The 12,007-nt window shown below is 63.1% G+C and carries 11 protein-coding genes; 2 read left to right on the top strand and 9 right to left on the bottom strand.

Annotated elements, in window-relative coordinates:
- Positions 1-182: 182 nt before the first annotated feature.
- The 6 genes from Q2K57_RS02605 to Q2K57_RS02580 form a co-directional block, all read right to left on the bottom strand.
- A complete protein-coding gene (locus Q2K57_RS02605) occupies positions 183-1,235 on the bottom strand; it encodes a LacI family DNA-binding transcriptional regulator (protein WP_304526050.1) in 1,053 nt (350 codons plus the stop codon).
- 125 nt (positions 1,236-1,360) lie between these two features.
- Positions 1,361-2,467, bottom strand: coding sequence for an ABC transporter ATP-binding protein (locus Q2K57_RS02600; RefSeq protein ID WP_304526049.1), 1,107 nt, complete (start codon positions 2,465-2,467; stop codon positions 1,361-1,363).
- A 47-nt stretch (positions 2,468-2,514) separates the two neighbouring features.
- Positions 2,515-4,152, bottom strand: a complete 1,638-nt coding sequence (locus tag Q2K57_RS02595) for an alpha-glucosidase family protein (RefSeq protein ID WP_112054390.1) — start codon at positions 4,150-4,152, stop codon at positions 2,515-2,517.
- Between the two features lie 26 nt (positions 4,153-4,178).
- Entirely contained in the window at positions 4,179-5,021 is an 843-nt protein-coding gene (locus Q2K57_RS02590; RefSeq protein WP_112054240.1) for a carbohydrate ABC transporter permease, read from the bottom strand.
- On the bottom strand, positions 5,018-5,995 hold the full coding sequence (locus Q2K57_RS02585; RefSeq protein ID WP_112054241.1) for a carbohydrate ABC transporter permease: 978 nt from the start codon (positions 5,993-5,995) through the stop codon (positions 5,018-5,020). Before Q2K57_RS02585 ends, Q2K57_RS02590 begins: the two co-directional genes overlap by 4 nt.
- A gap of 12 nt (positions 5,996-6,007) precedes the next feature.
- Positions 6,008-7,303, bottom strand: a complete 1,296-nt coding sequence (locus tag Q2K57_RS02580; RefSeq protein WP_112054391.1) for an ABC transporter substrate-binding protein — start codon at positions 7,301-7,303, stop codon at positions 6,008-6,010.
- Positions 7,304-7,645: 342 nt separating this feature from the next.
- Between Q2K57_RS02580 and Q2K57_RS02575 the strand changes: the two genes are divergently transcribed.
- Positions 7,646-8,245: a LysE family translocator gene (locus Q2K57_RS02575; protein WP_112054242.1), complete on the top strand. Its 600-nt coding sequence runs from the start codon at positions 7,646-7,648 to the stop codon at positions 8,243-8,245.
- Positions 8,246-8,256: 11 nt separating this feature from the next.
- Here the strand turns inward: Q2K57_RS02575 and Q2K57_RS02570 are convergent, their stop codons facing one another.
- The 3 genes from Q2K57_RS02570 to Q2K57_RS02560 all read right to left on the bottom strand — a co-directional run bounded on the left by Q2K57_RS02570 (position 8,257) and on the right by Q2K57_RS02560 (position 11,020).
- Positions 8,257-9,081, bottom strand: a complete 825-nt coding sequence (locus Q2K57_RS02570) for an AraC family transcriptional regulator (protein ID WP_112054243.1) — start codon at positions 9,079-9,081, stop codon at positions 8,257-8,259.
- A gap of 155 nt (positions 9,082-9,236) precedes the next feature.
- Positions 9,237-10,163: a lysine exporter LysO family protein gene (locus Q2K57_RS02565; RefSeq protein ID WP_112054244.1), complete on the bottom strand. Its 927-nt coding sequence runs from the start codon at positions 10,161-10,163 to the stop codon at positions 9,237-9,239.
- Positions 10,164-10,339: 176 nt separating this feature from the next.
- Positions 10,340-11,020 carry a hypothetical protein gene (locus tag Q2K57_RS02560; RefSeq protein ID WP_112054245.1) on the bottom strand — a complete coding sequence of 227 codons (681 nt, stop codon included), beginning with the start codon at positions 11,018-11,020 and terminating at the stop codon, positions 10,340-10,342.
- A gap of 244 nt (positions 11,021-11,264) precedes the next feature.
- Between Q2K57_RS02560 and Q2K57_RS02555 the strand changes: the two genes are divergently transcribed.
- Positions 11,265-11,822, top strand: a complete 558-nt coding sequence (locus tag Q2K57_RS02555) for a DJ-1/PfpI family protein (protein ID WP_112054246.1) — start codon at positions 11,265-11,267, stop codon at positions 11,820-11,822.
- Positions 11,823-12,007: the final 185 nt, after the last annotated feature.

The following is a 12,007-nucleotide window of genomic DNA, read 5'->3' as shown; positions in this document are numbered from 1 at the left end:
TGACGCGGTGGCTTGAGGGAGCCGAGAAGTGCGAAGCGTCTTGTGTCCAGAACTAATCAAGAACCATCCAAGAATCTCCAAGAACTAGCCAATAACCTAGCCAAGGCCCTAGTCATGGCACTGAGAGGGCAACGCCCTCTAAGGCCGGGCTCTCCAGCGTCTCGTTATTAAGGTCAGCATTTTTACGGGCAGGTGTCGCCGAGAATCAGCTCGGTGTGCAGCATGCAGTCTTCCCGAGGCGCCAGCCCCAGGATCATACGTGCGGCGATGCGGCCCTTCTCATGGCTGTCCTGGCGGATGGTGGTCAGCCGCGGATCCCGGTTCTGGCCCTCGGCGATGCCGTCAAAGCCGGTCAGGCGCAGGTCTTCGGGAATGCGCAGGCCCCGCCGCTCGGCGAGGGTGAGCACGGTCAGGGCGATGCGGTCGGACATGCATAGCAAGAGGTCGGGACGTTCGTCGTCGGGGAGATCGAGAATCTCGCCGATCACCGGCGCGCAGACATCAAAGGTGTTCTCCTCGATGTTCCACATCGGCACCGTGGCCGGGTCAAAGCTCTGCTCCTCAAGGGCGCGATGAAAGCCGGCCAGCCGCGAACGGGTGATGGTTTGGCCGGCGGCCAGCAAGGTGTGCTCGGCGGTGACCCTGCCGTTGCAGGGCGATTCTGTCAGGCGCAGGTTGATGATCCCGGGGCGCTTGGGGCGCGCGGTCAGAGCATGGCTGGCAACGGCATAGCTGGCGGGTTCGTTATCGACATGCACGCTGGGACGCGACTGGATATTGAAGTCGACCGCCACCATAGGACGCTGAGCCGGTATGTCGTTCAGCACCTTGAGGCTTGGCATCAGGCCATAGACGATAAAGCCATCGGCGATGTTGGCCGAGCCGGGGGCCTGGGAGACATGCTGTCGGCCCGAAAGCAGCAGCAGCGTATGACCGTGGACGTCGAGCACCTCGGCGATGCCGGCCAGCAACTCGCTTGCCACGGCGTCATTGAGGCTGTAGGTCAGGGTTTCGGCGAGCACCACGGCGATGATCCGCGAGCGACCGGTACGCAGGCTGCGCGCCTTGGCATCGGGGCCTGAGTAGCCGAGTCGCTGTGCCTCGCTGAGAATGCGTTCGCGCAGCTTGGGCGACAACTGGTCGGGGCGGTTGAAGGCGTTGGAGACGCTGGCCGTTGATACGCCAAGCTCCCGAGCCAGGTCTTTCAGGGTGATGCGGGGTGGGGCAGCACTCACAGGCGGTTCCATGACGATAGGATCTCGGCTCGATGATACCGCTCGTGACAGGCTGGTGACAGACCGGTGAAAGGAGTGCCCGCCACCGTCAGCCGGTGGCGGGAGCGCTATGGGATGTCGGGGTCTCAGGCGGCCGCAGCGGCCTTGGCGAGCCCCAGGGCCCGGTCGCTTGAATCGAACAGGTGCACGTGTTCGAGCTGTGGTACTAGGGCGACCTGCTGGCCAACCTGCCACTGGCTGGGGGCTTCGCTGCGATGAATCAGCAGCGCCTCGCCGGCCTTGGGCTCGAGATAGACATAGACCTCATTGCCCAGGTACTCGACGTTGACGATCTCGAAGCGGTTGTCGCCCTGGGCCTCGGCGAGGCTCAGATGCTCGGGACGCACGCCAAGGGACAGGGCAGCCCCCTGGGCCTGAGCGCTTGCGTCCTGGGGCAGGGCCAGCTCACCCAGTCCCTCGGCGCGTACTCGGCAGCCCTCGTCGCCGCCCGAGACCAGCTCGGCGGGCAGGAAGTTCATGGTTGGCGAGCCGATGAAGCCGGCAACGAACTTGGTGGCGGGTTGCTGATAGAGCGTCTGGGGGCTGCCGACCTGTTCGATGCGACCGTCCCTCAGCACCACGATCTTGTCGGCCAGCGTCATGGCTTCGACCTGATCGTGGGTGACGTAGATCATGGTCGAACCCAGCCGATGGTGCAGCCGGGCGATCTCGTTGCGCATCTGCACGCGCAGCGAGGCATCCAGGTTGGAGAGCGGCTCATCGAACAGCAGGATGCGCGGCTCGCGGGCCATGGCACGGCCCATGGCCACGCGCTGACGCTGGCCGCCGGAGAGTTCCTTGGGCTTGCGCTGCAGTAGCTCCTCGAGCTGCAGGATGCGGGCCGTTTCCATCACCCGTTGCTCGATGCTCTGCTTGTCGGTCTTGGCGAGCTTGAGACCGAACGCCATATTCTCGTATACCGTCATATGCGGATAGAGCGCATAGGACTGGAAGACCATGCCCACGCCGCGCTCCCGGGGCGGCAGGTCATTGACCAGGTCGTTGGCGAAGTGCATGTCGCCGTCGGTGATCGACTCGAGCCCGGCGATCAGGCGCAAAAGGGTCGACTTGCCACAGCCCGAGGGGCCGACGAAGACCACGAACTCACCATCGCCGACCTCAAGATCAAGGTCCTTGATGATGTGGGTGCTGCCGAAGATCTTGTTGATCTGTGTGAGGTTCACGCTTGCCATCTTGCGACTCCCTGCCGGCGCCTCAGGCGCCAGCATATGAAAAGGGGTTAATCGAGCGAGATAAAGGCGGCCTGATAGGCCGGCAATGTCAGCTGCGATGCCTCAAGGCCCGCCTGGAAGCCGGGGCCGTCGAGCAGCCGGGCGTGCTCGCCGAGAGAGGCCGGCAGGGTGGTCTCCTGGGGCTTCCCGGTCAGGTTGAAGACGCATAGCAGTCGTTCGCCGCCTGCCCGTTCGTCCGCCTCGCGGATGAAGCCGAGCAGATCCTCGCCGACCTCGACCAGCGACAGCTCGCCGTCGATCAGCGCCGGATGATCGCGCCGGAAGGCCAAGATCGCGCGGGTAGCGTTGAGCACCGAGTCGGCGTCATCCTGCTGACGGGCTACCGAGAGCAGCAGGTGGCGAGTCTCTACCGGCAGCCAGGGCTCGACCGGGGAGAAGCCGCCTTGGAGGTCATCGCTCCAGGGCATCGGCGTGCGGCAGCCGTCGCGACCCTTGAATTCCGGCCACAGCACCTTGCCATAGGGGTCCTGGATACGCTCGAAGGGCACGTCGGCCTCCGGCAGTCCCAGTTCCTCGCCTTGGTAAAGGCAGACGCTGCCGCGTAGCGACATCACCATGGAAAGCGCCACCTTGGGGTAGGCGATGGGGTCCTCGTCGGCGCCCCAGCGGGTCGCACTGCGCATCACGTCATGATTGGACAGCGCCCAGCACGGCCAGGCATCGCCGGCCAGGCGCTGGAAGCGTTCGATCACCTCGCGGATATAGCCGGCCGAATGCGGGGCATTGAGCAGATCGAAGCCATAGGCCATGTGCAGCTTGTCGCCGCCGGCGGTGTATTCGGCCATGCGCTCAAGCGGGTTGTCGTCGCCGATCTCGCCCACCGTGGTAGTACCGGGGAACTCGTCCATCAGGGCGCGCAGGTCCTTGAGGAAATCAAGATTCTCCGGGCGGCTCAGGTCATAGACGTGGCGCTGCCAGGTGTAGGGGTTGGTGGCCGGCGCCCCCAGGGTCTTGGCCTCGCCCGCCGGTACCGGCGGATTGTCGCGAAGCTCGAGGTCATGGAAGTAGAAGTTGACGGTGTCGAGACGGAAACCGTCGACACCGAGCTTGAGCCAGAAGCGCATGTTGTCGAGCTGGGCCTGGCGCGCCGCCGGGTTGTGGAAGTTCACGTCCGGCTGGCTTTCCAGGAAGTTGTGCAGGTAGTACTGCTGGCGGCGCGAATCGAAGGTCCAGGCCGAGCCGCCGAAGATCGACAGCCAGTTGTTGGGCGGCGTGCCGTCGGGCTTGGGGTCCGCCCACACGAACCAGTCGGCCTTGTCATTGGTGCGGTCCTGGCGGCTCTCCTGGAACCAGGGGTGCTGATCGGAGGTGTGGCTGATCACCTGGTCGATCATCACCTTGAGACCCAGCGCATGGGCACGCTCGAGCAGCGTCTTGAAGTCCTCGAGGGTGCCGAACATCGGGTCGACGTCGCGGTAGTCGCTGATGTCGTAGCCGAAATCGAGCATCGGCGAGGTGAAGAAGGGCGACAGCCAGATACCATCGACGTTCAGCGAGGCCACATAGTCGAGCTTGTCGGTGATGCCCGGCAGGTCGCCGATACCATCGCCGTTGCTGTCCATGAAGCTGCGCGGGTAGATCTGATAGATGACGCCGCCGCGCCACCAGAACGTTGATTCTTGCATCTTGGATTCCATCGATGACATGAGCGTTATCCTTTGACGGCGCCGGCGGTGAGGCCGGAGACGATGCGGCGCTGGAAGATCATCACCAGGATGACCAGCGGCACGGTGACGGTGACCGACGCGGCCATGATCGGCCCCCAGGGCAGCTCATGCTGGCTACCGCCAGAGATCAGCGCGATGGCGACCGGCACGGTGCGCTGGCTGTCGGTCAGGGTGAAGGTCAGGGCGAACAGGAACTCGTTCCAGGCGGCGATGAAGGCCAGCAGGCCGGTGGTCGCCATGGCCGGCCACATCAGCGGCAGGAACACCTTGGTGAGGGTCACCCAGGGGGTGGCGCCGTCCATGATGGCGGCCTCCTCGAGCTCCATCGGCAGCTGACGCATGAAGGTGGTCAGCACCCAGACGGTGAACGGAAGAGTGAAGATGGTGTAACTCAGGATCAGGCCGCCGGGGCTGTTGTACAGGTTCAGGGTGCGAATGACCTCGAACAGGCCCGAGAGCACCGCGACCTGCGGGAACATCGACACGCCGAGGACCACCAGCATCACCGTGGTGCGGCCGCGAAAGCGCACCCGCCCCAGGGCATAGGAGGCGGTCACACCCAGCAGCAGGGCAATGAACACCACGCTGATGGCGACCAGAATCGAGTTGCCGATGGCCTGAATGAAGCTGTCCTGGGAGAAGATCTCTGCGTAGTTGCCAAAGTCCACCGAGGACAGCCAGTAATCGACCTGGAACAGCTCGCTCGAGGGTTTCAGCGAAGTGATCACGGCGTAATAGAAGGGGAAAATGGCGTAGACCATGATCACGGCGATCAGGGCCCACTTGCCGACCTGCTTGGCGAGCTTGATCTGCTGATAACGGTTCATTCGTCGACTCCCAACTGGCGGCGGCCCAGATACAGATAGAGGATGGTCACCAGCGCGATGATCAGGAACAGCAGGGTCGAGGCGGCGCTGCCGTAGCCCACGTCCTGGAACTCGACCAGTTGCTGACGGGCGTAGATCGACATGGTCATGGTGTTGGTGGAGTTCGAGGTCAGCACATAGATGACGTCGAACACGCGCAGGGCGTCGAGCAGGCGGAAGATCACGGCGACCAGCAGGGCCGGGGTGATCAGCGGCAGGGTGACCCGGAAGAACACCTTGACCGGGTGGATGCCGTCGACCTCGGCGGCTTCATAGCAATCCTTGGGCAGCATCTGCAGCGCGGCCAGCACCAGCAGCGCGACGAAGGGAATGGTCTTCCAGACGTCGACCATGATCACCGCCCACATCGACAGGGTTGCATCGGCGGTCCAGGCCAGGGGCGCATCGATCAGGCCCATGGCCATCAGCAGGTGGTTGATGATCCCGAACTGGTCATTGAGCATCCAGGCCCACATCTTGGCCGAGACGATGGTGGGGATGGCCCAGGGAATCAGCACCGCGGCACGCACCAGCATGCGGCCCTTGAATTCGGCGTTGAGCAGCAGGGCGACGATGATGCCGAACACCACTTCGAGGGACACCGATACCACCGAGAAGAACAGGGTGTTCCACACCGACTGCCACCATACCGGGTCGGTGAGGATGCCGTACCAGTGGCCATCATCGAAGACCAGGTAGTTCTCGATGCCGATCCAGGCGGCACCGGCGGTATCCGACAGCGAGGCGTCGGTGAAGCTGAAGTAGAAGGTCCGCGCCAGCGGCCAGCCGGCGACAAGCGCCAGGGTGATCAGCATCGGAATCAGGAACATCCAGGCGGCGCGAACCCGCTGGCGGCGGACCTTGGTGCCTCGATAGCCCGCCTTGGTAGAGCGCGCCCCCACCCGGGAGGCGCTTTCGGTTGCAGGAGTGGACATGACGACCTCCGGTTACCAGCGACGACGCTTGATGCGCGACAGCTCGCTATCCAGCTGGGAGACCGCCTCGGCGCCGGTCTGGTTACCAGACAGCACGCTGTGTGCGGCATTGAAGAAGCTGTTGCTGACGCGGCCGTAGTTGTCCCCGGTGGGGGCAGAGGGGCGGGCGACGGCATTGGTGAATGTGTCGTAGAGCGTGCCGAAGAAGGGCACGGCCGCCAGTACTTCCTCGTCGTCATAGAGGCTGGCGATGGTCGGGTTGTAGGCGCCCTGGATGGCGCGGCGCTTCTGCTCGGCCTCGCCTGTCAGGAAGGCCACCAGCTCGGCCGCAACCTCGGGGGACTCGGTGTACTTGGAGACCGCCAGGTTCCAGCCTCCCAGAGTCGCGGCGCTCTGGTTTTCGCCGCCCGGCCCCGCGGCGTTTTGGCCATCGGCCCCGCGGGGCAGCTTGACCACGCCGACCTGATCGCGCACGTCGCTGTCCTCGCTCTGTGCAAGCGACCAGGCATAGGGCCAGTTGCGCATGAAGACCGCATTGCCGGACTGGAAGACCCCGCGGGCCTCTTCCTCGGTGTAGTTGAGGGCGCCTTCCGGTGAGATGTCACCGATCCAGCTTGCCGCCAGGTCCAACGCTTCGGCGGCCTTGGCATTGTCGATGGTGATTTCGCCGTCGGCATCGACGATGGTGCCGCCGCCGTTGCTCGCCACCCATTCCAGGGCATTACAGGTCAGGCCCTCATAGGCGCGGCCCTGAAAGACGTAGCCCCACATGCGCTCGTTGCCGGCGGCCCGCTCGGCGTCCTGGATTTCCTCGGCGATCGCGGTCATCTCTTCCCAGGTCTCGGGCGCCTCATGGCCGTATTTTTCGAGCAGATCCTTGCGGTAGTAGAGCACGCCGGCGTCGGTGAACCAGGGCATGGCCACCAGGCGGTCGTCGATGGTGTTGTTGGCGACGATGGTGTCGAAGTGGCCGGCGGCGGCGTCCTCGCCGAGGACTTTTTTCAGGTCGAGCAGGTGGTTGGCGAGTAGGCCTGGCCAGACTACGTCGATCTGCATCACATCGATGTCGCTGGACTGGGCAGACAGAATCTGCTGATAGAGCGAGAGACGTTCGGTAGAAGAGTTGGGCGTCGAGACGATGTTGACGGTGTGGCCGGTTTTGTCTTCCCAGGCCTTCACGCCTTCCTCGCACAGGGCCAGTTCGGCGCCGACGGCACCGCAGGAAATGGTCAGCTCAGCGGCCTGAGCCTGGGTGGTGGCGGTGCCAGCGATGCTGGCCAGTGCGATGGCGGGAATCAGTTTCTTGATCATCAGGCATTCCTTGTCGTGTTGTTGTTGTCTGAATGGGCGAATCCTGGTGGCAAACCAGGGCGACTGGCGGTGATTAAATGCAAACTTAATCGTTTAAGTTGGATGATAAGGAAACACTAGCCCCGGCGTTGGTTGCCATCAACCTAGACTTTGGGTGTACCCCCGGCGGTCGGGCTTCTGGGTGGATATGACGCTGCTTTGGTCATGCAGGTGCTTGCCAGGGAATACCCAGAAAAGATACGGCAGAAGGTTGATGGATGCGGCTGGCTGAAATTTCCTTCAATACGAAGCACTGGTGGTTAGCCAACATGGGGCCATCGTGTCTCGTGGAGTCGTCCCATGTCCTTGTCGGTATCTTTATTAGTGTCCATGTCTGCCTTCGCTGTGGCGGCGTCCGTTTCTCCTGGTCCGGTGAATCTGCTGGTGCTATCAACGGCCATTCACGTAGGTTGGCGCGGTGCTATGCCGCTGGTAATGGGGGCCAGCGCTGGTTTCACCCTGCTGCTGTGGTTGATTGGGATCGGCATGGTGGAACTGTGGCAGCAATGGCCGTTGCTTCGCCATCTGGTGCGCCTGGGCGGGGTGGCCTTTCTGATCTGGCTGGCCTGGAGGCTAGCGCGTAGCGATGGTGAGCTCGACATGGATCGGGTAGCCGAGCCGGCGGGGGCGTGCACTGGCGCTTTTATGCAATGGATAAACCCCAAGGCCTGGTTGGCATCCGTTGCGGGAATGGGGGCCTTCGCGGCAGATGGCGATCCGGCGCTGGTGACAGTATTCGCCGTGCTGTGGGGCAGCCTGTGCGCGTTATCGATCAGTCTGTGGGCGCTGGCGGGGGGGCAGTTGAACGGTTGGGTATCGTCGCCCCACCGAATGCAGTGTATCAATCGTGGGTTAGCGGGACTGCTGGTGCTAAGCGCAGGTCTTGTGTTGCTGGGTTGAGGGGGCAGCGGCTAGCGGCGTCCCAGATAGTGCCCCGGTGTTGTCGCCAGCAGACGCTTGAAGGTGCGTTGCAGGTGAGCCTGATCAGCGAATCCACAGGCCTGGGCGACGTCTGCGATGGAAGTACCCAAGCGCAGTTGTTGGCGCGCATGGCGCACCCTCAGGTCGATCAGAGCGGCGTGGGGTGTCAGGCCGTGATGCCGGCGAAAGGCGGCGATCAGACTGGTGGCGCTGCACTCGGCGGCCTGGCATAGCTCTTTGAGTGTCAGGTCTCGGTGCCAATCGGTTGCCAGTAGGTCCAGTGCACGAGCCAAATGTACCGGCGGGATAGGCGAATGGCGCTGGGGATGGAGTACTTCCTGTATGCGCTCTGCCATGAGTTCGGCGCGGCTTTCTCGTTCCATGCGGGGAGTATCATGATCGGCGAGAGCAAAACCCAGCGCGATGATGGCCTGGTGGAGGCGAGGGTCACGGCTGACCCGCGCGGCGAACATCGGCACGTCCGCCTGGTCATCAGCGTGCAGTGAAGGACAGCGTGCGGCCAGCCATTGGCTATCCAGATACAGCATGTGATAGCCCCAGGACGTGTCTTGAACAGCATTGCAAGCGTGGCGGTCCTCTGGGTTGATGACCACCACATCGCCAGCACTGACCTTCTGACCCTGGCCACGGCTCCAGTAGTGCGAGCATCCCGAGGTGATGGCGCCGAAGGAGTGACAATCGTGACTATGGAGAGCATGGCTCAGGGCATTGCCATCAGCCACCAGGCGCGCCTCAATGAAGGGGAGCGCCGGATCACGGAGAAAGCAGGAAGAAACGGGGGCAATGGTGCTCATGGTGACTCACTTCCAGCAATCCCCCACGGCCTGGACGGGGGCATTTTTCAGGCTGATGCGAATAGCCTACGCTACCTTTTGGGAAAATCACCTCGGTAGTATTGTGACATATCCGCTTCGGTTAAACGCCCGTCCTCCCTCGCTCTTGGGAGAATTTACAGTGACAGCAGGAACAGGATCAGCGGCGGTGAAAGCAGCGATAGGATGAAGCCGCTGACCACGGCGATGGGCACGCAGGCCACGCCGCCATGCTGCTGGATGACCGGCAGGGTGAAGTCCATCGAGGTAGCGCCGCCATAGCCGATGGCGAGCGGTGTGGCGCGATGAATGACCAGCGGGATCAGAATGAAAGCCATCAGTTCCCGGGCCAGGTCGTTGAAGAAGGCCACCCCGCCGAGTAGCGGACCCAACTGGTCGCCGATCAGGATGCCCGACAGCGAATACCAGCCGAAGCCGGCGGCCATGGCCAGCCCCTCGTTCCACTCAAGCGACATCAGCGGGGCGGCGATCAGGCCAGCAGCCAGTGAACTGACCGCGACCGTGGCGGCGATCGCCAGGCCGTGGCGGTTGAGCAGGATCTGCCTGAGCGACATGCCGGAGTTGCGCAACTGGCAGCCGATCAGGGCTAACAGCACATAGAGCACCCACTCGGCGAGTGTTTCGGCGCCGCCATGCAGACCGTCGATGGCCAATGCCTTGCCGGCCAAGCCTAGCAGCACCCCCGCGATCACCACTGCGACCAGCAGCAGCGAGCCACCCATGGCCGCCAGCTTGCTGGTCGGTGCCCCCTTGACGACCGTTGCGCCGTTAGCATGCAGGGCGCTGCGTCGTGACAGCCACCACAGCGCAGGCAGATTGCAGGCGGCGGTGATCAGGAACAGCAGCAGGGTCTGGCCCCCCAGCCGTGACAGCTGCCCGCCCAGGTTATCCAGGCCGGCGAGGCCAACGCCCATCAGTAGCAGGATGACGTAGATGGCGCCGTTGACGGCGCGGTTGACCGCCGCCAGCAGGCTTTCATGTTTCAGCGGCACCAGGTAGCCGAGAATCAGGGGCAGCAATACGATAAGCAGGCCGGACAGCATCGGTCCTCCATTAACCAGCGGGTCGCCGATGTGGCGACCAGGAGGCGCTACTGTAACCAGACTCTTATATGAGGAGAAATGATTTTCGCTGATGGGGAATCAGCGAACGTAATGATCGTGAGCGTTGCTTAGCGGGATTGTCTCTCTGTAGCTGGCCAGCCCGAGTTGGCCGCTCCTCAGTTGGCCTTGGCCAGGTCGTTGAAGCGCAGCCTTCTCAAACGCAGGTGGCTCGTGCGTTCGCCGTTCTTGAAATAGTCGGCCGCCAGCAGCAGGCCCGGCACCTCTGGGCTGAAGGTCAGGCGAAGATCGCGATCGGGATGTTCGCCGCGCCACAGGGCAATGGTCACCGCCGGGAAGTTGCCGGCCGGCAGGTCGAGGGTGGTGGTCTCGAGGCGGCGGTAGTGAAAGCTCTTCGTCTCGCCCTTGTAGTTGGTATATCTCAGGGTGCAGGGCGCTACCTGAGGGTGCCAGCAAGAGACCTGGTCGGCCTGTCGCGAGAGCTCGAACAGTGCCGCCTGGCGGTCGGGCCAGGCGGCAAGCTCACTCTGGCCCATATGGTAATCCTCGCCGATGCCGAGCAGCGAATAGCCGCCGGCGTATTCGCTACTGGTTACTCCGTCGTCACCGAGGGTGAAACGGCCACGCTCCCAGCCATTGGCCACGGCAACGGAGGCGCGCATCTCACTGACCCAGGCCCCGCCCTGACGCTTCAGGCTGTGGCTGATGTCGGCATCCGGCCAGCCGTCGATTTCCAGACGGTAGGTGGCCTCGAAGGTGCGCGGCGCGGCCGCATCGTCGGCCGCAAAGGCATTGAAGGAGGCGATGAGCAGTAGAGCGAACCCTGATAGTAGTCTCATCAGGTGTCGTTGGCGCCTCGGTGTGGCGAGGTTCATCTGCATCTCTCCCGAGTCGGGGCTTCAGGGGTGGTAGTCGAGCCGTCATGCTGAAATCATCATGGTTGTGATAGGTGGTGGGGGGAAAGGTTCCGCGGCTATCGTTGTAATGAATTGCGCGCTAACCTGATTCCTCAGCACCGCCGACGGCTGCGCGTGTCTGCGGTTGCTTGATGCCCCGTCACTTATGGATAAGAGGATGCTCTCTATGGCCAAGCTATTGTTGATTGCCGGCGACTTCGTCGAGGACTACGAAATCATGGTGCCCTTTCAGGCCTTGCAGGCCATGGGGCATCAAGTCGACGCCGTCTGCCCGGACAAGCGTGAGGGCGATAGCGTCAAGACCGCTATTCACGACTTCGAGGGCGACCAGACCTACACCGAGAAACCGGGACATAATTTCGCGCTTAACGCCACTTTCGCCGAGATCGACCCCGCCGACTACGACGGTCTGGTCGTGCCGGGCGGTCGGGCGCCGGAATACCTGCGTCTCGACGAGCGAGTGCTTGAAGTAGTGCGCCACTTCTTCGATACCGACAAGCCGGTGGCGTCGATCTGCCACGGTGCCCAACTGCTGGCAGCGGCGGTGTCTCTCGACAAGCGGCGTGTCTCCGCCTACCCGGCCTGCGCTCCCGAGGTTCATCTGGCCGGTGGCGAATTCGCCGATATCGCGGTGACGGATGCCATCACCTGCGGCAAGCTGGTGACCGCGCCGGCCTGGCCCGCGCACCCGGAATGGATCAAGCAGTTCAACGCCCTGCTGTAAGCACGTCACCCTCGGGCCACACTTTATGACCAATCCCGCCCCGCCGGCGCCTGCTGCCGGGGCGGTTCGTATCTCCCGGTTCCCACCTTCCCGGTGCCTTGCGTATCATGATCTTGTACGGTCTATCTGTGCTGTCCGCTTTTGGACAGTTTCCCCTGTTTCATCCTTTCATGACTGCCCGTTCG

Origin of the sequence: Halomonas sp. I5-271120 (genome assembly GCF_030553075.1) — a bacterium.
Classification (GTDB): domain Bacteria; phylum Pseudomonadota; class Gammaproteobacteria; order Pseudomonadales; family Halomonadaceae; genus Onishia; species Onishia taeanensis_A.
This window is presented reverse-complemented; position numbering and strand designations above follow the sequence as displayed.

What these genes read in the sequence shown, in the direction of transcription:
- Q2K57_RS02555 (WP_112054246.1), top strand. Translation starts at nt 11,265, where the DNA reads ATGGCCAAGCTATTGTTGATTGCCGGCGACTTCGTCGAGGACTACGAA.
- Q2K57_RS02600 (WP_304526049.1), bottom strand. Translation starts at nt 2,467, where the DNA reads ATGGCAAGCGTGAACCTCACACAGATCAACAAGATCTTCGGCAGCACC.
- Q2K57_RS02565 (WP_112054244.1), bottom strand. Translation starts at nt 10,163, where the DNA reads ATGCTGTCCGGCCTGCTTATCGTATTGCTGCCCCTGATTCTCGGCTAC.
- Q2K57_RS02595 (WP_112054390.1), bottom strand. Translation starts at nt 4,152, where the DNA reads ATGCAAGAATCAACGTTCTGGTGGCGCGGCGGCGTCATCTATCAGATC.
- Q2K57_RS02585 (WP_112054241.1), bottom strand. Translation starts at nt 5,995, where the DNA reads ATGTCCACTCCTGCAACCGAAAGCGCCTCCCGGGTGGGGGCGCGCTCT.
- Q2K57_RS02570 (WP_112054243.1), bottom strand. Translation starts at nt 9,081, where the DNA reads ATGAGCACCATTGCCCCCGTTTCTTCCTGCTTTCTCCGTGATCCGGCG.
- Q2K57_RS02575 (WP_112054242.1), top strand. Translation starts at nt 7,646, where the DNA reads ATGTCCTTGTCGGTATCTTTATTAGTGTCCATGTCTGCCTTCGCTGTG.
- Q2K57_RS02560 (WP_112054245.1), bottom strand. Translation starts at nt 11,020, where the DNA reads ATGAGACTACTATCAGGGTTCGCTCTACTGCTCATCGCCTCCTTCAAT.
- Q2K57_RS02590 (WP_112054240.1), bottom strand. Translation starts at nt 5,021, where the DNA reads ATGAACCGTTATCAGCAGATCAAGCTCGCCAAGCAGGTCGGCAAGTGG.